The 20,829-nt window shown below is 62.4% G+C and carries 26 protein-coding genes and 1 tRNA gene; 12 read left to right on the top strand and 15 right to left on the bottom strand.

All coding sequences use genetic code 11. The features are described 5' to 3' along the window. Positions 1 to 8 precede the first annotated feature (8 nt). From GTP69_RS10820 to gpmA, 12 genes are all read right to left on the bottom strand, one after another. Positions 9 to 782, bottom strand: a complete 774-nt coding sequence (locus GTP69_RS10820) for a type II secretion system protein N (RefSeq protein WP_161054915.1) — start codon at positions 780 to 782, stop codon at positions 9 to 11. Then, positions 779 to 1,288: a type II secretion system protein M gene (locus tag GTP69_RS10825; protein WP_161054916.1), complete on the bottom strand. Its 510-nt coding sequence runs from the start codon at positions 1,286 to 1,288 to the stop codon at positions 779 to 781. Before GTP69_RS10825 ends, GTP69_RS10820 begins: the two co-directional genes overlap by 4 nt. Next, positions 1,285 to 2,520, bottom strand: a complete 1,236-nt coding sequence (gene gspL / locus GTP69_RS10830; RefSeq protein ID WP_161054917.1) for a type II secretion system protein GspL — start codon at positions 2,518 to 2,520, stop codon at positions 1,285 to 1,287. The genes GTP69_RS10825 and gspL overlap by 4 nt, the downstream gene beginning before the upstream one ends. A 27-nt stretch (positions 2,521 to 2,547) precedes the next feature. Continuing rightward, entirely contained in the window at positions 2,548 to 3,480 is a 933-nt protein-coding gene (gene gspK / locus GTP69_RS10835) for a type II secretion system minor pseudopilin GspK (protein ID WP_161054918.1), read from the bottom strand. After that, positions 3,477 to 4,118 carry a PulJ/GspJ family protein gene (locus GTP69_RS10840; protein ID WP_161054919.1) on the bottom strand — a complete coding sequence of 214 codons (642 nt, stop codon included), beginning with the start codon at positions 4,116 to 4,118 and terminating at the stop codon, positions 3,477 to 3,479. Before GTP69_RS10840 ends, gspK begins: the two co-directional genes overlap by 4 nt. Beyond that, the gene (gene gspI / locus GTP69_RS10845; RefSeq protein WP_169112443.1) at positions 4,115 to 4,498 is read right to left on the bottom strand and encodes a type II secretion system minor pseudopilin GspI; all 384 of its coding nucleotides are present in this window, start codon (positions 4,496 to 4,498) and stop codon (positions 4,115 to 4,117) included. The genes GTP69_RS10840 and gspI overlap by 4 nt, the downstream gene beginning before the upstream one ends. Before the next feature lies 1 nt (position 4,499). Then, positions 4,500 to 4,970, bottom strand: a complete 471-nt coding sequence (gene gspH / locus GTP69_RS10850) for a type II secretion system minor pseudopilin GspH (RefSeq protein ID WP_161054920.1) — start codon at positions 4,968 to 4,970, stop codon at positions 4,500 to 4,502. A 21-nt stretch (positions 4,971 to 4,991) separates the two neighbouring features. Next, entirely contained in the window at positions 4,992 to 5,447 is a 456-nt protein-coding gene (gene gspG / locus GTP69_RS10855; protein WP_110846254.1) for a type II secretion system major pseudopilin GspG, read from the bottom strand. 125 nt (positions 5,448 to 5,572) lie between these two features. Beyond that, positions 5,573 to 6,322 (bottom strand): HesA/MoeB/ThiF family protein, encoded by a 750-nt coding sequence (locus GTP69_RS10860; protein WP_161054921.1) that lies wholly within the window; start codon positions 6,320 to 6,322, stop codon positions 5,573 to 5,575. A 30-nt stretch (positions 6,323 to 6,352) separates the two neighbouring features. Further along, positions 6,353 to 7,825, bottom strand: coding sequence for a S41 family peptidase (locus tag GTP69_RS10865; protein WP_161054922.1), 1,473 nt, complete (start codon positions 7,823 to 7,825; stop codon positions 6,353 to 6,355). 15 nt (positions 7,826 to 7,840) lie between these two features. Further along, a complete protein-coding gene (locus GTP69_RS10870) occupies positions 7,841 to 9,271 on the bottom strand; it encodes a murein hydrolase activator EnvC family protein (protein WP_161055084.1) in 1,431 nt (476 codons plus the stop codon). Positions 9,272 to 9,311: 40 nt separating this feature from the next. Beyond that, entirely contained in the window at positions 9,312 to 10,058 is a 747-nt protein-coding gene (gpmA, locus tag GTP69_RS10875) for a 2,3-diphosphoglycerate-dependent phosphoglycerate mutase (protein WP_161054923.1), read from the bottom strand. 100 nt (positions 10,059 to 10,158) lie between these two features. Between gpmA and GTP69_RS10880 the strand changes: the two genes are divergently transcribed. The 5 genes from GTP69_RS10880 (at position 10,159) to GTP69_RS10900 (ending at position 13,037) form a co-directional block, all read left to right on the top strand. Further along, complete coding sequence (locus GTP69_RS10880) at positions 10,159 to 10,560, top strand: rhodanese-like domain-containing protein (protein WP_161054924.1); 402 nt, start codon at positions 10,159 to 10,161, stop codon at positions 10,558 to 10,560. Between the two features lie 14 nt (positions 10,561 to 10,574). After that, positions 10,575 to 10,835 (top strand): glutaredoxin 3, encoded by a 261-nt coding sequence (gene grxC, locus GTP69_RS10885; RefSeq protein ID WP_161054925.1) that lies wholly within the window; start codon positions 10,575 to 10,577, stop codon positions 10,833 to 10,835. Between the two features lie 137 nt (positions 10,836 to 10,972). Then, positions 10,973 to 11,446, top strand: a complete 474-nt coding sequence (secB, locus tag GTP69_RS10890; protein WP_110846248.1) for a protein-export chaperone SecB — start codon at positions 10,973 to 10,975, stop codon at positions 11,444 to 11,446. A gap of 81 nt (positions 11,447 to 11,527) precedes the next feature. After that, entirely contained in the window at positions 11,528 to 11,971 is a 444-nt protein-coding gene (locus GTP69_RS10895; RefSeq protein WP_161054926.1) for an SH3 domain-containing protein, read from the top strand. A gap of 40 nt (positions 11,972 to 12,011) precedes the next feature. Then, a complete protein-coding gene (locus GTP69_RS10900; RefSeq protein ID WP_161054927.1) occupies positions 12,012 to 13,037 on the top strand; it encodes an NAD(P)H-dependent glycerol-3-phosphate dehydrogenase in 1,026 nt (341 codons plus the stop codon). Between the two features lie 64 nt (positions 13,038 to 13,101). Here GTP69_RS10900 and GTP69_RS10905 read toward each other — a convergent pair whose 3' ends face one another. Genes GTP69_RS10905 through mscL form a run of 3 tightly spaced genes read right to left on the bottom strand, consistent with a single transcriptional unit; the run spans position 13,102 to position 15,437 of the window. After that, positions 13,102 to 13,791 (bottom strand): DUF2461 domain-containing protein, encoded by a 690-nt coding sequence (locus GTP69_RS10905; RefSeq protein ID WP_161054928.1) that lies wholly within the window; start codon positions 13,789 to 13,791, stop codon positions 13,102 to 13,104. Positions 13,792 to 13,799: 8 nt separating this feature from the next. After that, positions 13,800 to 14,963: a Do family serine endopeptidase gene (locus GTP69_RS10910; protein ID WP_161054929.1), complete on the bottom strand. Its 1,164-nt coding sequence runs from the start codon at positions 14,961 to 14,963 to the stop codon at positions 13,800 to 13,802. Between the two features lie 36 nt (positions 14,964 to 14,999). Further along, a complete protein-coding gene (gene mscL, locus GTP69_RS10915; protein WP_161054930.1) occupies positions 15,000 to 15,437 on the bottom strand; it encodes a large conductance mechanosensitive channel protein MscL in 438 nt (145 codons plus the stop codon). Positions 15,438 to 15,781: 344 nt separating this feature from the next. On the opposite strand from mscL, the gene petA reads away from it, so the two are divergent. The 7 genes from petA (at position 15,782) to GTP69_RS10950 (ending at position 20,693) form a co-directional block, all read left to right on the top strand. Further along, positions 15,782 to 16,390, top strand: a complete 609-nt coding sequence (gene petA / locus GTP69_RS10920) for a ubiquinol-cytochrome c reductase iron-sulfur subunit (protein WP_161043384.1) — start codon at positions 15,782 to 15,784, stop codon at positions 16,388 to 16,390. Between the two features lies 1 nt (position 16,391). Continuing rightward, positions 16,392 to 17,801 (top strand): cytochrome b, encoded by a 1,410-nt coding sequence (locus GTP69_RS10925; RefSeq protein WP_161054931.1) that lies wholly within the window; start codon positions 16,392 to 16,394, stop codon positions 17,799 to 17,801. 27 nt (positions 17,802 to 17,828) lie between these two features. Beyond that, positions 17,829 to 18,593 carry a cytochrome c1 gene (locus GTP69_RS10930; protein WP_161054932.1) on the top strand — a complete coding sequence of 255 codons (765 nt, stop codon included), beginning with the start codon at positions 17,829 to 17,831 and terminating at the stop codon, positions 18,591 to 18,593. A gap of 113 nt (positions 18,594 to 18,706) precedes the next feature. Beyond that, complete coding sequence (locus GTP69_RS10935) at positions 18,707 to 19,318, top strand: glutathione S-transferase N-terminal domain-containing protein (protein WP_072788101.1); 612 nt, start codon at positions 18,707 to 18,709, stop codon at positions 19,316 to 19,318. Positions 19,319 to 19,403: 85 nt separating this feature from the next. Then, complete coding sequence (locus GTP69_RS10940; protein ID WP_161054933.1) at positions 19,404 to 19,898, top strand: ClpXP protease specificity-enhancing factor; 495 nt, start codon at positions 19,404 to 19,406, stop codon at positions 19,896 to 19,898. Between the two features lie 26 nt (positions 19,899 to 19,924). Beyond that, positions 19,925 to 20,000, top strand: a tRNA-Thr gene (locus tag GTP69_RS10945). Between the two features lie 180 nt (positions 20,001 to 20,180). Continuing rightward, positions 20,181 to 20,693 carry a hypothetical protein gene (locus tag GTP69_RS10950; RefSeq protein ID WP_161054934.1) on the top strand — a complete coding sequence of 171 codons (513 nt, stop codon included), beginning with the start codon at positions 20,181 to 20,183 and terminating at the stop codon, positions 20,691 to 20,693. Positions 20,694 to 20,829: the final 136 nt, after the last annotated feature.

A 20,829-nucleotide genomic window follows, 5' to 3' on the forward strand; every position in this document is an offset into this window, starting at 1 on the left:
ACTTTAATTTAGTGGAACTCTAATGCGATGACGTTACGATCACTACCTGGCTTGCGCTGGCCCAGCAAATTCAATAGATTGGCCAGCGTCTCTTCGTATCCCTGTGCTGCCTCGGCCTGCCCGGAAAACTGCAGGCGGCCGTTGTTCAAATTGCCCCGGCCACTGAGCAGCAGCGGTCCTTTGACGGAATCCAGCAGCAACTGCGCCTGCTGGCCGTGCCAGTCCAGCGCCAGCGTGTAGCTGCCCAGCGGCCGGATCGACGACAGGCGCGAGGCCATGTCGGTCATCTCCAGCGTGGTGCGGCCGTTGATGCTGGCCTGTCGGTTCTCCAGGGCCAGCTCCAGCCCACTCCACGACAGCCGCATGGCGCCGCTCGGCGCCAGCGTATTCAATGGCGCGCCCAGGCCGGACAAGCCTTCCGCCGGCAGCAGCAACGCCGACGGGCTCAATTGCCAGTGCGACCAGCTGCCGCGGAACGTCACCGGCTGCGCCAGCGCTTCCGGATTCTCCAGCTGCAGCTCGACCATGCCGATCAGCGACAGCGGCGAAATCTTCCAGCTGAAGCGCCCCGGCAGCAGCGGCGTGACCGGGCTGTTATTGCCCGCCGCGCCGCCGATGAAGGCCGAACCGCGCCACAGCGTACCTTGCGCATCCCCCAGCGTCAAACGGCCGCCGGTGCGCGATTCGACGATGGAACCCAGCCACGCAGCCGGAAAGAATACCAGCAGCGTGATGGCCATCGTCAGCGCAATGGTCAGCAACCATAGCATGGCGCGCTTCATCGGGCTCCCTGGCGCAGCGTCAGCGTGCCGTTCACCACGCCCGCCGTGTCCTGCGCGGCAAAGCTGGCGTCCACCACGCTGATGCGGCTCTCGGTGCGGATCGCGTCCAGCCACGCCACAATACCGGCATACTGCGCGCCGTTGAATTGCAGCTTGGCGTATTCACCGGTGACGTTGAGCGACTGCGGCGTGAGGCCGCGCGCGGTCAGGCCGGCGGTCAGCGTCTCGCGCGTCATCGGCGTCGGCGCAATGGTGTTCTGGCCTTGCAGCGCCTGCGCTTCACGCGCCATCCCCTGCATCTCGGCGGCTTGCTGGTGCAGCTGCGGCAGTTGCTTGTGCAGCTGGTCAGTGCCGCTGACGGCCGGATCGACGGCGATGCTGTAGAACAGCGCCAGGCCGATGACGATGCCGCCGATGCGCAGCAGCTTGCGTTCCTGCTCGGTGCGCACCTGCCAGAAGGCGTCGGCGCGCGCGCGCAGCGTGTTCAATGGATTCGGCTTGCTCATGATTTTCCTCCAGCGGTGAGCGGCTGGATCTTCCAAGCACCCGGCACCGGCTCCTGCATATCCAGCTTGCGGCCGGCCAGGGCGGCGCGCAGCTGCTGCACGGCCGTCCCGTCCACGGTATTCGGTTTGACCTTGATCAGCAATGCATGGTCCTTGTATTCCAGCGAGGCGATGATGTCCTTGCGCGGCAGGACGTTCATGGCTTCGCCAAAAGCCGCGCTCAGGGTGACGAATTCGTCGCCGCCCGCTTCGCCGCTGCTGGCTTTCGCCAGGCGGATATTGCGCTGCATCTGTTCCAGCGGCGCCGCCACCAGCGGTTCTTTCGGATAGACCGACTTGAAGGTCTGCGTCATCGACTGGCTGACAGCCTTGGCTTCGCCCTTGAGGCGCATCCATTCGATATTGACGCCGACCACATTGATCAGCACCGCCAGCACGGCGATGCGCACCGGCCAGCGCCAGCGCTGCCACGCGCGCGCCGAGGCGCCGTTGTTGCCCAGCGCCGGCGCCAGGTCCAGCCCCGCGCTGCGCGCGCCGGCCACCCAGTGCGCCCAATGGTCCTCTTCCAGCGTCAGATGCGGAATCTCGGCAGCCAGCGGCGCCAGTTGCGCTCTCTGCGCGGCCGACACGTACAGCGTAACCGGCTGCTCGCCAGCCAATACGCGCAGCGTTTGCAGCGCGGCTTGCGGCTGCGCCGGCAGCGTCATGCCCAGGCCTTCAAACTGCGACTGGCGCATCACCAGGTCGAAACCGGCGTCGCCCGGCACCAGCGCGGCCGACACAGCGCCCGGCTGGAACGGCAGGCACAATTGCGACGGCATCACCGACACCGCCTGCGCGCCCTGCGCCAGCAGCGCCTTGACCAGCACTTCCAGCCACGCGCGCTGCACCACGGCGATGGTGCGCATGCCTTCATCGTCGGCGGCGGTGGCAGCCAACACGCAATCGGCCGGATCGCCCAGCACCTGTTCTTCCACCAGCGCCGGCAAGGCCGCCTTCAGCTTGGCGCCCGACAGCGGCGGTGTTTTCATGCGCAGCAGCGCGGTGTCCGATGCCGCCAGCAGCAGCGTCACGCGGCGTGCCGCCGCCACCATGTCGCCCAGGTTGCCCAGCGGCGCGGCGCCTTGCTGCAGCAGGTTGCCACCGTCGCCCACCAGCGCGAACGCGCAGGTCTGGGCCGCGCCGCTGTCGACGCTGGCCTTGGCCGGATAGCGGATGATTAGTGTAGTCAAAGGATCTCGCTTTCGTTCATCGCTGTTCTAGTATTCCCGTATCCATTCCACCCTGGTGGTCGGCGTTTTATTCGGCCGCACCAGCAGCGACTGCGTTTCCAGCGTCGCCCGGTCCAGTTTCACCCGGCTGTAGGCCAGGAAGTAATCGCTGCGCACATCCCAAAATACCAGGCTCGCCTTGCCGGACATCTGCGCCGTGCCCGTGAAATCCGCTTTCTGGCGGTAGTACACGGTCTTGCGCGTATTGACCATGGCCGCCGCATCCGACAACGACAAACCCGGCACCAGCGCCGCCACCACTTCGGCCGGCGCGGTGTTGACATTGACCGCCGTGCCGCTGGCCGGTAGCACGATCACATAATCGCGCAGCTGATCGATGGCGGTTGGCGTGAAGCCGCTCACCGCCAGCAAATCTTCCGCCCGCACCAGCTCCATCGGTTCAGTGCTGCTGCTCTGCTGCGCGCCGCCCAGCGTCTGCGACTGCGCCACCAGGTCGGCCACGCCCTGCGCCAGGCCGGGATCGAGCCGCAAATTGCTCAGCAGCCGCTGGAACACCGCCAACTGCTCCTTGCTCACCACTTTGCTCACTGCCAGATTGCCAAGATTGTAGCGCGACAGCGCGTCCGTCATGCGGCCGGACAGCGTGGCGTCAAAATTTTCCCCTTGCAGGCGCTCCCGCTCGACGTAATCGTCGAGCCGCGTTTCTTCCAGCGGCGTGGCCCACACGCCGTTCTGCTGCGTGATATTGGGCGAATCCATCAAGTCCTGGTTGAGGATCAAACGGCTCAGGTCCAGCGCGCCGCGCAAAATCCAGCGCGTCTGCAACTGCAAGCGCTGGTTTTCCATCGAGCGCACCTGCACCTGCTGCTGCCAAAACAGACTGGTGACGATGGTGATCGCCAGGGTCGTCAGCAGCAGCGCCGTGATGATGGCGACCCCGCGTTGCCGTTTCAGCTTCACAGTGCCCCCAGCAGGAAGGACTTCACCATCGGGATCTGCTGCCCGCGCAGCATCAGCGACACTTCCAGCCCATTCGGCAGGCTGGTGACGCCGGCGCTGGTGACGCCGGCCGCCGCCACCCAGCCGCCGGCATTGGCGGCGGTGGGCACCAGGCTCGGACCGGGCACCCACAAGCGCATGCTCATGCCCTGCACATTCGATTGCAGCGACACCGCGCCACCCGGATCGGTATCGCTGAGCGCCGCCTGCCACAGGTTGTCCAGCTGCGCCAGGTCGCGGGTGGAGGTCGACTCGCGCCGCGTCAGCACGCCGTCGGCGTTGACGCGGTAGGACACCACCTGCAAGCGCGTGGCCTGGTTATCTGCCATCACCATGCGCACCAGCGTGATGCGGCTGTCCTCGGCCTGGATGAAGGCGCGGCGGTGCAGCAGCGCGCTGGTGGCCAGGTTTTCGCAATCGCTCTGCATCTGCGCGAACGCCAGTTGCAGGCCACGGGTCTGCTCCATGTCGGCGGTCAGCATCACGCGCGAACGGATGATGCTGTCCAGCCCACGCCAGCCCAGCACCGCGATCACGGCCAGGATGGAGATGGCCAGCAGCAGTTCGACCAGCGTAAAGCCGCGCGCCCGAGGCTTCATGAATTCAGCACCAATTGAACCAGCTTGATGATGCGGCGCTCCGGATGGCTGGCCTCATACACGCTGACCTCGACCCGGCGGAAGCGCGGATTGGGGCTGGCGATGACGTCTTCCTCGCACATCAGCTGCAAATCGCCCTGCGGGCATTCGTAGGTGGTCTTGCCGATCGGCGGGAACACGCGCGACAGGCGCATTTGCACCAGCCGGTTCTCGGCCGACCAGGTGGCCATCATATTGGCGCGCAGGCCGTCGCTGTTGCCGGTCAGGCTGCCGACCGCGCGCAGCGACGCGATCAGCGCGGTGGCGACGATCATCAGCGCGACCAGCACTTCCAGCATGGTGAATCCGTGGGAGGAGAAGAAGGAACGGGAGCGGCGCATGTCAGTCCACCGTGAAATGGCCGATGCCGTCGGCGCGGATGACGACACTGCTGCCGTCGTTGGCGGCCATGGTCAGCACAAAAGGTTTATCCACCGGCTCGCGGCCGAAGACAATGCGCAGCGTGGCTTCCGGCAGCGCCGGCGCCGGGTCCAGCATCAGCGTGACCGGGCTATTCTTGAATTCGCGCTCGCGCAGCAGGTCGTCCTGCACTACCTGCTCCCATTGCTTGTTATCGTTGCGGATCATGAAGCGGTAGCTGTCGCTGCCCGCCTCGAAGGCGATCTGGCGGTTGCGCACGATGGCCTCATCGCGCGCCAATTGCAGCAGCAGCGCGATGCGCTTGGCGTCCTGCTGCATGGACTGCTTCTGGCCCGGCATCGCGCTGAGCGTCACCAGTCCCAGCGTGATGCCCAGGATGACCATCACCACCAGCAGTTCGATCAGCGTGAAGCCACGCTGGCCGGTGCGCATGATACTGTGTCCCGTCAGTGATCAGTTGTCCCAGGAGCCGATGTCGGCATCGTTGCCGGTGCCGCCCGGCTGGCCGTCGGCGCCGTAGGAGAACACGTCGACTTCGCCCTTGATGCCAGGCGACAGGTACTGGTACGGATTGCCCCACGGGTCTTTCGGCATCTTCTCGACATAGCCGCCGGACTTCCAGCCGTTGGCGGCCGGGCCGCTGGCCGGCTTCTCGATCAGCGCCTGCAGGCCTTGTTCGGTGGTCGGGTAGCGCTGGTTATCCAGCTTGTACAGTTTGAGTGCTTGCATCAGGGTCGCGATGTCGACCTTGGCGGCGGACACCTTGGAGTCGCCGGCGCGGTTCAACAGCTTCGGCACCACCATGGCCGCCAGCACGCCCATGATCACCACGACAACCATGATTTCAATCAGCGTAAAGCCACGCTGGATGCGTCGTGCGGCAGAGCTGCGAAGTGAGAGCTTTTTCATAATCTGATAACAAATTTAAAGAGTGCAGAGTATAAGGCGGAATTAAGGCCATGGCGATATCCGGCCCCAATTTATCCGCTTTAGTGCTTAAATCGATCTTAATATGACAGTTTCTTTACAAGGTCTTACTTTGCCGCGCACACCGGACACGCGCCGTTGCGGGCGACGCCGATGCTGGTCCACTCCATGTGCAGCCCATCCAGCATCAGCAGGCGGCCGGCCAGCGAGGCGCCGACGCCCATCAGCAGCTTGAGCGCCTCGGCCGCCTGCATGGCGCCGACCACACCCACCAGCGGCGCAAACACGCCCATGGTGGAACAGGCCACGTCTTCAAACTTCTGGTCCTGCGGAAACAGGCAGGAATAGCACGGCTGCGCGCCGCTGCGCGGATCGAATACGCTGATCTGGCCATCGAAGCGGATCACGGCGCCCGACACCAGCGGCTTGCCGGCCGCCACGCAGGCACGGTTGACGGCGTGGCGGGTGGCGAAGTTGTCGGTGCAGTCCAGTACCACGTCGGCCTGCGCCACCAGCTGCGCCAGGCGGGCGTCGTCCACCCGCTCGTTCAGCGCGGTGACGGTGATGCCGGGATTGATCTGCTGCAGCGTCAGCCGCGCCGATTCCGCCTTGGGCTGGCCGACGCGCTGCGTGGTGTGGGCAATCTGGCGTTGCAGGTTGGTCAGGTCGACGGTGTCGTTATCGACCAGCGTGATGTGGCCGACGCCAGCCGAAGCCAGGTACATGGCGGCCGGCGAACCGAGGCCGCCGGCGCCGATGACCAGCGCATGCGCATCAAGCAGCGCCTGCTGGCCTTCGATGCCGATTTCGTCCAGCAGGATGTGGCGCGAGTAGCGCAGCAGTTGTGAGTCGTCCATCGTCTCTATGCGGCGTTGGCGCGCATGCGGTTATTTGGCTTTGGTGTCGGGCTTGAGTGGCGTCGGCGTGGTTGGCGTATCCGGCTTGGTCTCGCCGACATCATTGGCCGGTTTGGCGTCCGCCTTCGACACCTGGACCGGCAAGCCCTTGAAATGGTTCAGCGCCTGCGCCAGCTGGAAGTCGTCCTTGGAGCCGAATTCCACCGGTTTCCATTTCTTCGACAGCGCCGACAGGCGTTGTTCGTCTTCCACCACATCGCGCTTGTTGGCCTGTTCCGGTTCCTTGTCGTTGCCGAGGTGTTTTTGCAGGTCGGCTTCGCGCACGCGCAGGCCGTTGAGGCCATCGCCTTCCGCCGTTTCGTCCACCAGCAGATCGGGCGTGATGCCGCGCGCCTGGATGGCGCGGTTCTTCGGCGTGTAGTAGCGGGCGGTGGTCAGCTTGACGGCGGTATCGGCGGTCAGCTGGCGCAGCGTCTGCACCGAGCCTTTGCCGAAGGTCTGCTGGCCGATCACGGTGGCGCGCTTGTAGTCCTGCAGCGCGCCGGCGACGATTTCCGACGCCGAAGCGGACCCGGCGTTCACCAGCACCACCATCGGCACGTCTTTCAGGCCGGCCGGCAGCTTGGACAGCGGGTCGTTCTTGGCGCGCGGCGCGTAGAACTCCTGGCGGCCGTAGAAGGTCTCCTTGGAGGTCGCCAGCTGGCCGTTGGTCGAAACGATGACCGAATCTTTCGGCAGGAAGGCAGCCGAGACGCCGATTGCGCCCGGCACCACGCCGCCCGGATCGTTGCGCAGGTCCAGCACCAGGCCCTTGAGGTGCGGGTCTTGCTGGTACAGGGCGGTGATCTTCTTCGCCATGTCGTCCACGGTCGGTTCCTGGAACTGCGAAATGCGCACCCACGCATAACCGGGCTCGATGATCTTTGCCTTGACGCTCTGCACGCGGATTTCCTCGCGCGTGATGTTGAACACCAGCGGCTTGTCCTCGTCCTTGCGGCTGATGGTGACGCTGACCTTGGAATGCACCTCGCCGCGCATCTTCTTGACCGACTCGTCCAGCGACATGCCCTTGATCAGGGTGCCGTCGATGCGGGTAATCAGGTCGCCGGCCTTGATGCCGGCCTTGAACGCGGGCGTGTCTTCAATCGGCGAGACCACCTTGATGTAGCCATCTTCCAGGCCGACTTCGACGCCGATGCCGACGAATTTGCCGGCCACCGTCTCGCGCATTTCGCGGAAGGCTTTTTTGTCGAGGTAGACCGAATGCGGGTCGAGCGAGGCCACCATGCCGGAAATCGCTTCGGTCAGCAGCTTCTTGTCGTCGACGGTTTCGACGTAATCGGTCTTGATCAGGCCAAACACATCCGACAGCTGGCGCAGTTCTTCCAGCGGCAGCGGGGTGCCGGTGACTTTTTGCGCGATGGCGGAAAACTGGAACGAGGCGGCAACACCAGCCACCATACCGAGGCCGATCAGGCCGATGTTCTTGACTTTGTTGCCCATATTTTTCCGCAAACCTTAAAACTTGACCCAGCCAGCCGGATCGAATGCCGCGCCCTGATGGCGAAGCTCAAAGTATAGCCCCGATTCCTCGTTGCTGCCGGTATTGCCGGCGTTGGCAATCTCGTCGCCGGCCTTGACGACGTCGCCCACCCGCTTCAGCAAGGTCTCGTTATTGCCGTAGACACTCCAGTAGGTGCCGCCGTGGTCGACGATGATCATGTTGCCGTAACCACGCCAATATTCGGCAAACACCACGCGGCCGGCCGCCACCGCATGCACGTCGGCGCCCTCGGCGGCGCGGATGAACACGCCTTTCCAGGTCGGCCCGTCGCCGCGCCGCAAACCGAACTTGGCGGTGACCTTGCCGTTCACCGGCGCGCGCAGCTGGCCTTTCAGGCTGGCAAAGGCGCCGGCCGGCATCACTGGCGCCAGCGCGATATCGGCCGGCTTGGCGGCCGGCGCCTCCTTCACGGCAGGCTGCGGCTTGACCTCCGCCACCTTCGGCGGCTCGTCGGCATCGATGGCGTCGGCCGGATTCGGCTTGGCCGGCTTAATGGTGCCGGACTTGGTGTTATTGGCCTTGGCCAGACGCTGGCGTTCCGCTTCGGCGGCCCTGGCTTTGGCCAGCGCGCGCGCATCGGCCTCGGCTTTTGCCTTGGCGGCGGCGCGCGCGGCGGCCACTTGTTCCTGACGTTTCTTCTCGGCGGCAGCAGCAGCGGCCTGTTCGGCGATCAGCTTGCTCAGCTTGTCGACCAGGCTGCTCATGCGCTGCTCGTCGCGCTCCAGGTTGCCCGCTTCCTTGCGCTGGGCCACCAGCTTGCTCGACAAACTGGACAGCAAGGCCGCGCGGCGGCCCTTTTCCTGCTCCAGCTTGGCTTTCTGTTGCAACTGCTCCTGGGCGATTTCTTCCAGCTCGTCCTTGGCGTTCTGCGCCTGCTCCTGGTTGACCTCGACGGCCTTGAGGTTGCCGCGCAGCGACTCCAGCAGCCGCGCCTGCGCCTGCGACACATACGACAGCATTTGCAGGTCGCGGTTGATGCGGTTGGGATTGTCGCCGGACAGCAGCAGCTTGATGCGGTCTTCGTTGCCCGCCACGTACTGGTCGCGCAGCAGCTTGGCCAGCTGCTGCTTTTGCTGGGCGACCGTGGCCGCCAGCCGCTCGTGCTCGGACGACAGCTGCTGCAGCTTGACGTTGGTGTCGCCCTGCTCCTGCTGCAGGTCGCGCAGCGCGCGGTTGGCGTCGGAAATCGCCTGTTCCGACGCGGCCAGCGTATCGGCCGCGTCGTCCTTGGCGCTCTCGGTCTTGCTGATGTCCTTTTTCAGGCTCGACAGCTTTTGCTGCACGCCGGCGCGCTCGGCCTCGGCCACCGCTTTCTGCTTGCTGCGTTCGGTCGGTCTGGCGAACGGCGCGGCGGCGGTGAGTCCGGCCGCGCCGAGCGACAACATCAGCAGCAAGGCTGCGGTGTGGCGGTACGAAGAAGACAAATTACTTGGCCTTACCCTGGTTGGCCACGGCGGCCTGGGCCGCAGCGATGGCGTCGGCGTCACCCAGGTAGTAGTGACGGATCGGTTTCAGGTTCTCGTCCAGCTCGTACACCAGCGGGGTGCCGTTCGGGATGTTGAGGCCGACGATATCGTTGTCGCTGATGCCGTCCAGCATCTTGATCAGCGCGCGCAGGCTGTTGCCGTGGGCCGAGATGATGATCTTTTTGCCGGCGCGGATGGCCGGGGCCAGTTCCTCATCCCACACCGGCACCACACGGGCGACCGTGTCCTTCAGGCACTCGGTCAGCGGAATTTGCTCTTTCGACAAGCCGGCATAGCGCGGATCGTTGAACGAAGCGCGGTCGTCGCTGGCTTCCAGCGCCGGCGGCGGCGTGTCGTAGCTGCGGCGCCAGACCAGCACCTGCTCGTCGCCGTACTTGGCGGCGGTCTCGCCCTTGTCCAGGCCTTGCAGGGCGCCGTAGTGACGCTCGTTGAGGCGCCAGTCGTTCTTGATCGGCAGATACATCATGTCCATCTCGTCCAGCGCCAGCCACAGCGTGCGCACGGCGCGCTTCAGCACCGAGGTGTAGGCCAGGTCGAAGGTATAGCCGCCCTCTTTCAGCAGCTTGCCGGCGTTTTTGGCTTCGTTGATGCCTTTTTCGGTCAGGTCAACGTCGGTCCAGCCGGTAAAGCGGTTCGACAGGTTCCAGGTGGATTCGCCATGGCGCATGAAAACGATTTTGTACATGTGGACTATCTTTTCAAGAAAAGGTGGAAAACCGGTGCTTTGAGAACTTCAACAGCTTCTATTTTATAATGCGCAGATTAAGTTCAACCATTGGATTCCTGTGAAATTCTTCATTGACAATATTTTCTTCATCGCCATCGTACTGATTTCCGGCGGTGCGCTGCTGTGGCCCGCGTTAACCGTGCGCGGCAAGCGCGGCACGCCGCAAGACATTACCATGTTGATTAATCGCGGCAAGACCACCATCTTGGACGTGCGCGATGCCAAGGACTATGCCGATGGCCACTTGCCGGACGCCAAGAATATCCCGCTGGCGGACCTGGACAAGCGCCTGTCGGAGCTGGACAAGTTCAAGAGCCGCAGCCTGATCGTGGTCGGCAAGAGCGACGCGCGCGCTTCGACCGCCGCCGCCAAACTGAGCAAAGCCGGCTTTGCCGATGTCGTTAATCTGGAAGGTGGCGTTGCTGCATGGCAAAAAGCCGGCCTGCCACTGGCCAAATAACAGGAGAAACTCTCATGACTGCCGAAGTGATCATGTACACCACCGCCGTGTGCCCGTACTGTGTGCGCGCCGAACGCCTGCTGGAATCCAAGGGTGTGACCGGCCTGAAAAAGATCCGGGTCGACCTCGATCCCGAGCAACGCATGACGATGATGCAAAAGACCGGCCGCCGCACCGTGCCGCAAATTTACATCGGCGACACCCATGTCGGCGGTTTCGACGACTTGTATGCGCTGGATCAAGCGGGCGGATTGTCCCCCTTGTTAAATGGCTAATGCACCTCATAATACAACGCGGGGCGCGAAACCCTTTAAAACCATAATGGTTTTGATACAATTGCCCTCGCGTTTGATTTGAGCTGTCTTCTTGCCATGCCAAGCAAACATCATTGAAACTACAACGAAAGCGTTCCATGTCTGAAGAAAATCTGCAACCAGTATTCCAAATCCAACGCGTCTACCTGAAAGACCTGTCGCTGGAACAACCGAACTCGCCAGGCATCTTCCTGGAACAAGAAGCGCCGACCATCGAAGTCGCGCTGGACGTGGGCGCCGAGCCACTGGCTGACGGCATCTTCGAATCGACCGTGACCATCACCGTCACCGCCAAAGTCAAAGACAAAGTCGCTTTCCTGGTAGAAGGCAAGCAAGCCGGTATCTTTGAAGCCCGCAACATTCCAGCCGAACAGCTGGATCCACTGCTGGGCATCGGTTGCCCGAACATCGTGTACCCGTACCTGCGCGCCAACATCGCCGATACCATCACCCGCGCCGGCTTCCCACCAGTGCACCTGGCTGAGATCAACTTCGAAGTGTTCTACCAGCAGCGTCAACAAGCCATCGCTGAAGCTGCCGCCCAGGCGCCAGCCGCTGACGCGACCCACTAAGCTGTTCGCAACACTCCGCAGCATCTGCATCACCGCCGCCGGACACGCGTCCGGCGGTCGTTTCATCTCTCAAGGTAAGCCATGACATTTCCCCGTTGGATCGCTGCTCTGTCCATGACGCTGGCCGCAGCCAGCAGCCAGGCATACGACTTCAAGACGGTGGGCGCCAATCCCGTTATCCTGTACGACGCCCCCTCGACCAAGGGCGGCAAGCTGTTCGTGGTGCCGCGCGGCGCCCCGCTGGAAGTGGTGCTGGCCTATGGCGAATGGCTCAAAGTGCGCGACGTCAATGGCGAACTGGCCTGGACCGAAGCCAAGGGCCTGAGCGCCAAGCGCAACGTCATCGTGCGCACCGCCAACCTGAAAATACGCGCCACGCCGGATGATGCCGCCGCAGCGGTGTTCACCGCCGACAAGGGCGTGCTGCTGGAACTGTCGGAAACGGCGGCCGGCGGCTGGATCAAGGTGCGTCATCGTGACGGCCTGATCGGATACGTCAAACAATCGGAAGTCTGGGGCATATAATTGCCGTAGCGGCGCTGTCCCATGCGCCGAATGAGATCCCATGCAAGAAAAGACTAGCAAACATGCGGGTGCCGCCCGCAAGGTGAGCGTGCTCGGCGCAGGCGCCTGGGGCACGGCCGTAGCCATGGCGCTGGCCCAGCGTCACGACGTATTGCTGTGGGGCCGCAATGCGGCCGCGCTGCAAACGATGGCGGCCGCGCGCGAAAACAGCTACCTGCCCGGCTACGCCTTCCCGGAACGGCTGCACGTAGCGGCCGATTTCGACGCCGCGCTGGCCCATGTGGCCGAGCCCGGCAGCTTGCTGATCGCCGCCTGCCCGGTGGCCGGCCTGCGGCCGCTGTTGCAGTCGCTCAAGGGGCGCGCCATCCCCAACGTGGTGTGGCTGTGCAAGGGCTTTGAATACGACACCGGCCTGCTGCCGCACCAGATCGTCCGCGAAGTGCTGGGCGATGCGGTGGCGGGCGGCGCGTTGTCCGGCCCATCGTTTGCGCAGGAAGTGGCCAAGGGCCTGCCGTGTGCGCTCACGATCGCGTCCGAATCGGCCGAACTGCGCGCCTGCGTGGTGGATACCGCGCACGGCGGCAATATGCGGGTCTACTCCAGCGACGACCTGGTCGGCGTGGAAGTAGGCGGCGCAGTCAAGAACGTACTGGCGATCGCCACCGGCGCCGCCGATGGCCTGGGCCTGGGCCTGAATGCGCGCGCGGCGCTGATCACGCGCGGGCTGGCGGAAATTACCCGCTTGGGCGTCGCGCTAGGCGGCAAGAATGAGACCTTCATGGGCCTGACCGGCATGGGCGACTTGATCCTGACCTGCACCGGCGACCTGTCGCGCAACCGCCGCGTCGGCCTGGGGCTGGCGCAAGGCAAGGCGCTGGATGTGATCGTACAGGAACTGGGCCATGTGGCCGAAGGCGTGCCATGCGCCAAGGCGGTACGCGAACTGGCGGCCAAGCTGGGCGTCGAAATGCCGATCACCAACGCGGTGGCCGGCGTGCTGTTCGACGGCGACCAGCCGCAAGCCATGGTGGCCCGCCTGCTGTCGCGCGACCCGCGCGGCGAGTAAATTCCGGGGTCAGGTCCGGCACTTGGACATGAGTTCGTGTCCAAGTGCCGGACCTGACCCCGGATTATTCTTCGACCGGCTCTTCCTTCGCCTCCCGCATCCACTGCACCAGCGGGTAGGCGTCTTTCAGGCCGGCGGCCAGGATGGGGACCAGCTTTTCCGGCTGGTTCAGCGGCAACTCGATCTCGGTCCAGATGAAGAAACTCTTCAGCTTGATGTACTCGATGTGTTCATGCTCCGGATCGAAACCCTTCGGCGGGCGCATCAGCTTGCCCTCGTTCTGGATGTCGCCAAACGTCGCCACCAGCTTCTTGTTCTTCAGCACCTTGCGGAAGCCGGCCGCGTCCTCCACCATGTGCTGGCGCAGCGCCTTCAGCCGGTGCGGCGGCGGCATGTATTCGCCGGCGCCGAACAACATCTTGCCGTCACCTTCGATATGCATGTAGTAGGTCGGCCCGCCCGCCTTGCTCGGACGGCGCATGTCGTTCGGCGCCACTGCCGCCGAAAAGCGCGTCTTGTACGGCCGCTTGTCATGCGCAAAGCGGACGTCGCGGTTGATGCGGAACATCGCCTTCTTCGGATTGCTGAACTTGACCTGCGGATCAAACTTGCCCAGTTCGGCAATCATCTGCGTCACCACTTCCAGGAATTCTTCGCGCAGGATGTCGTAGCGCGGCTTGTTCATGATGAACCACGGACGGTTGTTGTTGTCTGCCAGCTCGCGCAGGTATTGGGTCAGGTCACGCAGATGCATTACAGTCCTTATTTCGTATTGGGCGGCCGCTTGCCGACCGTGATGTCGAGCGTGGTTTCTTTACTCTTCCGCAGGACCGTCATTTTAGCTTTTCCGCCCGGCGCCAGCTGAGCGATGAGATTCAGCATGCTGTTGGTGTCGGCCACCGGCTTGCCGTCCACCGACAGCAGGATGTCGCCGGGGCGGATGCCGCCCTTGTCGGCCGGGCCGTTGCGCACCACGCCGGCGATGATGGCGCCGCTCTGGCGCTGCAGGCCGAAGCTGGCGGCCAGCTCGGGCGTGATCTCCTGGCTTTCCACGCCGATCCAGCCGCGCACCACGTGGCCGGTCTTGATGATGGCTTCCATCACGTTCTTGGCGGTCGACACCGGTATCGCGAAGCCGATCCCCACCGAGCCGCCGGTCTGCGAATAAATCGCCGAATTGATGCCCAGCAGATTGCCGCCGGCATCCACCAGCGCACCACCGGAGTTGCCGAAGTTAATCGCCGCATCGGTCTGGATGAAGTTCTCGAAATGGTTGATGTGCAGGTTGTTGCGGCCCAGCGCAGAAATAATCCCCATGGTCACCGTCTGGCCGACGCCGAACGGGTTGCCGATGGCCAGCACTACATCGCCGACCTGGGCCTGCTCGGCCTGCCCCAGCACGATCACCGGCAGCTTGTCGAGGCTGATCTTGATGACGGCCAGGTCGGTCTCCGGATCGGTGCCGACCAACTTGGCGGCGGCCTTGCGGCCGTCCGCCAGCACCACTTCGATTTCGTCGGCGCCCTCGACCACGTGGTTGTTGGTGAGGATGTAGCCCTGCGCCGACACGATCACGCCCGAGCCCAGGCTGGACTCCTCGTCGTCGTCATCACGGTCGCGGTTGTCGAAGAATTTCTTGAAGAAGGGATCGCGCAGTAGCGGATGCTTGCCGCGCTTGGGCGCCTTGCTGGTGATGATGTTGACCACCGCCGGCATGGCGCGCGCCGCCGCCGCCCGGTACGAACCGCCGGCCGACACCGGCGGCTTGGACGGCCCGGCCTCCAGCATCGCCGCCGGATGGTCGGTATTGCCCATTTGCTGCACGCGCACCGGCGCCGTGCGCTCGCGGCCCACCGCCGTGTAAACGAAATACAGTGCCAATACGACGGTCACCGTTTGCGCAAACAATAACCAGAGTCGTCGCATCGTAGTCCAGCCTGCCGCTCGGGAGGCGGCTTTCAATTATTTTTTCAGGGAATCGCGAATTTCGCGCAGCAGCACGATATCTTCCGACGGTGGCGGTGGCGGCACGGCCGCCGCAGCCGCCTCGTCACGCTTGATGCCCAGGTTGCGCGCCTTGTTCATGATGCGCACCATCTGGAAGATCACAAACGCCAGGATGATAAAGTTCAACAGGATAGTAGCAAAATTCCCGTAGGCGAACACGGCGCCCAGTTTCTTCGCTTCCGCCAGGCTCAGAGTGGCGGCCTGGCCGTTCAGCGGAATATAGTAGTTGGCGAAGTCCAGCCCGCCGAACAGTTTGCCGATCGGCGGCATGATGATGTCGGCCACCAGCGAGTCGACGATCTTGCCGAACGCGCCGCCGATGATCACACCGACCGCCAGATCCACCACATTGCCCTTCATCGCGAATTCTTTGAATTCCTGCATCATTGCCATTTTTTTATCCTCGCTGTGTGGTCATTTGTGAACAAAACTGCGCTTGGATCATACTATTTTTTCAATTGGATTCCAAACACGCTTGTCGTTTACGCATTTGCAAGCCGAATTACGCTATAAATTGACCTACATCAATTTCGGCTCACACCCCCAGCCTCTATCATCGCATCGGGAACGGCGTTTAATCTGGCTAAACTTGGGATTCGAGCAACGTTGGTGTAAAGAGTTGCATCACGCATACCTTCTCAGGTAAGGTTGCGGGATTTCGTGCTATCCAGTTTTCAGCTTCAGGTTTGTACACAGTTCTCGAGATTTTGTTCGCACTTTGACTGATTGGGGTTTGTATGAGTAACGAAAAGCAGGTCGATTCAGGCCGTCGCGGATTGCTGGTTGCGACCGGCGCGGCAGGCGGTGTCGTAGGTCTGGCCACCGCCGGAGCATTGGTAAGCACCTTCCAGCCGTCGGAGCGCGCGAAAGCCGCCGGCGCACCGGTCGAAGTGGATATTTCCACCCTCAACGCCGGCGAAATGAAAACCGTCGAATGGCGCGGCAAGCCGGTCTGGATCATCAAGCGCACGCCGGAAATGATCGCGTCGCTGAAGAAGACCGACGGCAAGGTCGCCGACGCCGACTCCAAGCGCAACCCCGACGAATTCACCCCCGAATACGCCCGCAACGAATGGCGCTCGCGCAAGCCCGAGCTCATGGTGGCGGTCGGCATCTGTACCCATCTGGGCTGTTCGCCCTCGTCCAAGTTCACGCCCGGCCCGCAGCCCTCGCTGCCGGACGACTGGGAAGGCGGCTTCCTCTGCCCTTGCCATGGCTCGACTTTCGACATGGCTGGCCGTGTATTTAAGAACAAACCGGCGCCGGACAATCTGCAAGTTCCGCGCTATATGTTTTTGAGCGACACCAAGCTGGTCATCGGTAAAGACGAGAAAGGCGAGGCATAAGATGGCATTCAAGGAGACAAAATTCCCGGCCGACGCGCCGGCAGCGCAAAAAGCGCTGGGCTGGGTCGATGACCGCTTTCCGCTGACCAAGCTGTGGAATGATCAATGGGGCAAATACTACGCGCCGAAAAACTTCAATTTCTGGTACATCTTCGGCTCGCTGGCGATGCTGGTGCTGGTGCTGCAAATCGTCACCGGCATCTTCCTGACCATGCACTACAAGCCGGACGCCAACCTGGCCTTCGGCTCGGTCGAATACATCATGCGCGAAGTGCCGTGGGGCTGGCTGGTGCGCTATATGCACTCGACCGGCGCCTCGTCGTTCTTCATCATCATCTACCTGCACATGACGCGCGGCCTGCTGTACGGCTCGTACCGCAAGCCCCGTGAGCTGATCTGGCTGTTCGGCTTCGCCATCTTCCTGTGCCTGATGGCCGAAGCGTTCTTCGGCTACCTGCTGCCATGGGGCCAGATGTCGTACTGGGGCGCGCAGGTGATCGTCAACCTGTTCGGCGCGATTCCGTTCATCGGCCCGGACTTGTCGCTGTGGATCCGCGGCGACTACGTGGTGTCCGACGCCACCCTGAACCGCTTCTTCGCCTTCCATGTGATCGCCATCCCGCTGGTGCTGCTGGGCCTGGTGGCGGCGCACTTGATCGCGCTGCACGAAATCGGTTCCAGCAACCCGGACGGCATCGAAGTCAAAGAGAACCTGGGCCCGGACGGCCACCCGGTCGACTCGATCCCGTCGCACCCGTACTACACGGTGCACGACCTGTTCGGCGTCTCGGTGTTCCTGCTGATCTTCAGCGCAGTGGTGTTCTTCGCGCCGGAAATGGGCGGCTACTTCCTGGAATACAACAACTTCCTGCCGGGTGACTCGCTGAAGACCCCGCTGCACATCGCGCCGACCTGGTACTTCACCGCGTTCTACTCGGTGCTGCGCGCCACCACCGCCGACTTCATGTGGGTGCTGATGTTCTTCGTGGCCGCCTACGTGGTGTTCGTCTGGCTCAAGTCGCGCCTGGCCAGCCTCACCAAGATCGTCATCGCCGTGATCGCGCTGCTGGCCATCATCGGCATGCTGCCGCAGGTACTGGACGCGAAGTTCTGGGGCGTGGTGTTCTTCGGCGGCTCGGTGGTGATCCTGGCCTTCCTGCCGTGGCTGGACAAATCGCCGGTCAAGTCGATCCGCTACCGCCCGAGCTGGCACAAGTATGTGTACGCCGTGTTCTTCCTGTCGTTCCTGACCCTGGGCTACCTCGGCACGCTGCCGCCGACCGACGCCCGCACCATCGTTTCGCAAGTGTGCACCCTGCTGTACTTTAGCTTCTTCCTGTTCATGCCATGGTGGAGCGCCATGGGCACGTTCAAGAAGGTTCCGGACCGCGTGGTCTTCCACGCCCACTGACCGCCAAAGTACTCAAAAGGACAACACATGAACTTCCCGAAACGATTGCTTGCCATTTTGGCACTCTTGCCCGGCCTGGCGCTGGCCAATGAAGGCGGCGTGGCGCTCGACAAGGCGCCGGACCGCTCAAATAACATGGCGGCGCTGCAGAACGGCGCCAAACTGTTCGTCAATTACTGCTTAAACTGTCATAATGCGTCCTCGATGCGCTACAACCGCCTGAAAGACCTGGGCTTGAGCGACGAGCAAATCAAGGCCAATCTGCTGTTTACCGGCGACAAGGTGGGGGAAATGATGACCACCACCATGAAGCCGGCCGACGCCAAAGCCTGGTTTGGCGTGGTGCCGCCGGATTTATCGGTGATCCAGCGCGCCAAGGCATCGGGCGCCGGCAGTGGCAGCGACTATCTGTACACCTATTTGCGCACCTTCTACCAGGACGACACCCGCCCGACCGGCTGGAACAACCTGGTGGTCAACAATGTGGCGATGCCGCATGTGTTATGGGAATTGCAAGGCGTGCAGAAAGTGGTCATGAAAGAAGTACCCGATCCGCACGAACACGGCAAAATGATTCATCAGTTTGCTGGATTTGAGCAGGTCACTCCGGGTAAACTGCAAAAGCTGGAATTTGACACCGCCGTGGCCGACCTGGTCGGCTACATGGAGTGGATGGCGGAGCCTGCTGCGCAGACCCGCAAAAAATTAGGTGCCGTGGTGGTATTGTTTATGGCCCTGTTCGCCTTCCTGGCATGGCGCTTGAATGCGTCGTTCTGGAAAGAGGTGAAATAGACGAGAGCGCCGGCTGGCCGGCGCTTGTTTTGCGAAGCCCGCATATTGACGGGCCGATATGGGGTGATCCGTTCGCGGCCCACCCCCTTTTGTTCTTCTAAGGAACGATAAACATGATGGTTCTCTACTCGGGCACGACCTGCCCATTCTCGCAACGCTGCCGCCTGGTCCTGTTTGAAAAAGGCATGGACTTTGAAGTGCGCGATGTCGACCTGTTCAACAAACCAGAAGACATCTCGACCATGAACCCGTATGGTCAGGTGCCGATTCTGGTCGAGCGCGAACTGATCCTGTACGAATCGAACATCATCAACGAGTACATCGACGAGCGCTTCCCGCACCCGCAGCTGATGCCGGCCGATCCGCTGATGCGCGCGCGTGCCCGCCTGATGCTGTTCAACTTCGAAAAAGAACTGTTCGTCCACGTGCACACGCTGGAAAGCGAACGCGCCAAGGGCAACGACAAGAGCCACGACAAGGCGCGCGCCGAAATCCGCGACCGCCTGACCACGCTGGCGCCGCTGTTCCTGAAGAACAAGTACATGCTGGGCGATGAGTTCTCGATGCTGGACGTGGCCGTAGCGCCACTGCTGTGGCGTCTGGATCACTACGGCATCGAACTGTCGAAGACCGCCGCGCCGCTGATGAAATACGCCGAGCGCATCTTCTCGCGTCCGGCCTACATCGAAGCGCTGACGCCGTCGGAAAAGGTCATGCGCCGCTAAGCGGCCGACCGCTTTTGTCTGAAGTACTGCGGCGCGCCGGCCGGTTCTGGCTGGCGCGCCGTGTCTTACCGCAGTCTGGAATCCCATGTCTGAAATCTCAACCAAGCCCTACCTGCTGCGCGCCATCTATGAATGGTGCACGGACAGCGGCTACACCCCCTACCTCGCGGTCAAAGTCGACGCCGGCACCACGGTGCCGATGGAATACGTGAAGAAGGGCGAAATCGTACTCAACATCAGCTTCGGCGCCACCTCGGGCCTGAAGATGGACAATGACAGCATCCGCTTCCACGCCCGCTTCGGCGGCGTCTCGCGCGAAATCTATGTCCCGGTCAACAACGTGATGGCGATTTACGCCAACGAAAACGGCCAGGGCATGGCGTTCGAACCGCAGCTGGGCCAGTCTTCGGCGCCGGACACGGACGCGGTGGAAGAGGCGCCGGCAGCGCCGGTCGCGCCGGTGTTATCGGCCGTGCCAAGCGCCTCGGCCGACGTCAAAACCGAGCCGCCAGCCCCGCCCGGCGACGATACCGATCCGCCCAAAAAGGGCGGCCGCCCCACCCTTACGCGTATTAAATAGCGTATAATTCGCACCGTAAAAGTCACGCCGACTTAGCTCATTTGGTAGAGCAGTTGATTTGTAATCATCAGGTGGCCAGTTCGAAACCGGCAGTCGGCACCAGCACTATCAGCATTTAGCCCAGCCCTCACCGGCTGGGCTTTTTGTTATCCGCTATGCAGAGCTGGCGGAGAATATGCTCGATTGGGTTGTCGATTTTTCGACAGTATTGGAAATGCGCCTGCGGCATCATGGAGCCATTGCAGAAAGCGCTCCCCTACCTGTTGAAAGGACATCCATACCATGCCAATTCCGACCACCCTCTACCGCGCCGTAAAACTCCTGGCCGTTCCATTCATCCTGCTGTGCGTGCTGTTTCCCCTGGTCGACCGCAACGATCATGACTTGCTCTACGGCGGCATCGCGCTGATCTCCATGTTCCGCTTCAAAATGCGCGAATACCATACCGACCAGACCTGGCTGGAGATCGAGCTGAGCTACCTGCGATTCGCCTGGACCATGACCTGGGGAACGCTCATCCTGATTCCCATTTTCCTGCTCATCAGCTACGAAAATCATGGTTGGCACGGTGTGCTTCAACATCTGGGGCAACCAAGTTTCTATCTGCTGTCCTGCTTCCCTGGCTACTTCGTGACGCTGATGCTCGGCCAGTCCGGTAACAGCAACGCCGCCTACGACGACAGCGACACCGACCAGCATGCGTCTGCTCCCACCATCAATCCCGCGAACGGCCTGCCCATGCTCGGCGATGTCTACGATATCCATGGCAACGTGTACGGCCAAAACGATCATTGACCGACTGGCCGCACCACTGGCGCGGCCATAGTTATTCCTCTAGGCAACTTTATTGCTATTCAGATACAATGCCTGAATGGCTATTTTCTTTACCGTAAAAATCGACCGAACGGCGCGCTGGTAATGGTCTGGCGGC

The sequence above is a fragment of the Duganella levis genome (genome assembly GCF_009857605.1).
Taxonomy (GTDB): domain Bacteria; phylum Pseudomonadota; class Gammaproteobacteria; order Burkholderiales; family Burkholderiaceae_D; genus Rugamonas; species Rugamonas levis.

Excerpts from the sequence above, each read along its gene's own strand:
- GTP69_RS10950 (WP_161054934.1), top strand. The coding sequence starts at position 20,181 with ATGCCAATTCCGACCACCCTCTACCGCGCCGTAAAACTCCTGGCCGTT.
- GTP69_RS10940 (WP_161054933.1), top strand. The coding sequence starts at position 19,404 with ATGTCTGAAATCTCAACCAAGCCCTACCTGCTGCGCGCCATCTATGAA.
- grxC (WP_161054925.1), top strand. The coding sequence starts at position 10,575 with ATGACTGCCGAAGTGATCATGTACACCACCGCCGTGTGCCCGTACTGT.
- gspG (WP_110846254.1), bottom strand. The coding sequence starts at position 5,447 with ATGAAAAAGCTCTCACTTCGCAGCTCTGCCGCACGACGCATCCAGCGT.
- GTP69_RS10860 (WP_161054921.1), bottom strand. The coding sequence starts at position 6,322 with ATGGACGACTCACAACTGCTGCGCTACTCGCGCCACATCCTGCTGGAC.
- secB (WP_110846248.1), top strand. The coding sequence starts at position 10,973 with ATGTCTGAAGAAAATCTGCAACCAGTATTCCAAATCCAACGCGTCTAC.
- GTP69_RS10895 (WP_161054926.1), top strand. The coding sequence starts at position 11,528 with ATGACATTTCCCCGTTGGATCGCTGCTCTGTCCATGACGCTGGCCGCA.
- petA (WP_161043384.1), top strand. The coding sequence starts at position 15,782 with ATGAGTAACGAAAAGCAGGTCGATTCAGGCCGTCGCGGATTGCTGGTT.
- mscL (WP_161054930.1), bottom strand. The coding sequence starts at position 15,437 with ATGGCAATGATGCAGGAATTCAAAGAATTCGCGATGAAGGGCAATGTG.
- GTP69_RS10910 (WP_161054929.1), bottom strand. The coding sequence starts at position 14,963 with ATGCGACGACTCTGGTTATTGTTTGCGCAAACGGTGACCGTCGTATTG.
- GTP69_RS10930 (WP_161054932.1), top strand. The coding sequence starts at position 17,829 with ATGAACTTCCCGAAACGATTGCTTGCCATTTTGGCACTCTTGCCCGGC.
- gspH (WP_161054920.1), bottom strand. The coding sequence starts at position 4,970 with ATGCGCACCGGCCAGCGTGGCTTCACGCTGATCGAACTGCTGGTGGTG.
- GTP69_RS10925 (WP_161054931.1), top strand. The coding sequence starts at position 16,392 with ATGGCATTCAAGGAGACAAAATTCCCGGCCGACGCGCCGGCAGCGCAA.
- GTP69_RS10820 (WP_161054915.1), bottom strand. The coding sequence starts at position 782 with ATGAAGCGCGCCATGCTATGGTTGCTGACCATTGCGCTGACGATGGCC.
- gspI (WP_169112443.1), bottom strand. The coding sequence starts at position 4,498 with ATGCGCCGCTCCCGTTCCTTCTTCTCCTCCCACGGATTCACCATGCTG.
- GTP69_RS10900 (WP_161054927.1), top strand. The coding sequence starts at position 12,012 with ATGCAAGAAAAGACTAGCAAACATGCGGGTGCCGCCCGCAAGGTGAGC.
- GTP69_RS10870 (WP_161055084.1), bottom strand. The coding sequence starts at position 9,271 with ATGTTGTCGCTCGGCGCGGCCGGACTCACCGCCGCCGCGCCGTTCGCC.
- GTP69_RS10825 (WP_161054916.1), bottom strand. The coding sequence starts at position 1,288 with ATGAGCAAGCCGAATCCATTGAACACGCTGCGCGCGCGCGCCGACGCC.
- GTP69_RS10865 (WP_161054922.1), bottom strand. The coding sequence starts at position 7,825 with ATGGGCAACAAAGTCAAGAACATCGGCCTGATCGGCCTCGGTATGGTG.
- GTP69_RS10935 (WP_072788101.1), top strand. The coding sequence starts at position 18,707 with ATGATGGTTCTCTACTCGGGCACGACCTGCCCATTCTCGCAACGCTGC.
- GTP69_RS10840 (WP_161054919.1), bottom strand. The coding sequence starts at position 4,118 with ATGAAGCCTCGGGCGCGCGGCTTTACGCTGGTCGAACTGCTGCTGGCC.
- gpmA (WP_161054923.1), bottom strand. The coding sequence starts at position 10,058 with ATGTACAAAATCGTTTTCATGCGCCATGGCGAATCCACCTGGAACCTG.
- GTP69_RS10905 (WP_161054928.1), bottom strand. The coding sequence starts at position 13,791 with ATGCATCTGCGTGACCTGACCCAATACCTGCGCGAGCTGGCAGACAAC.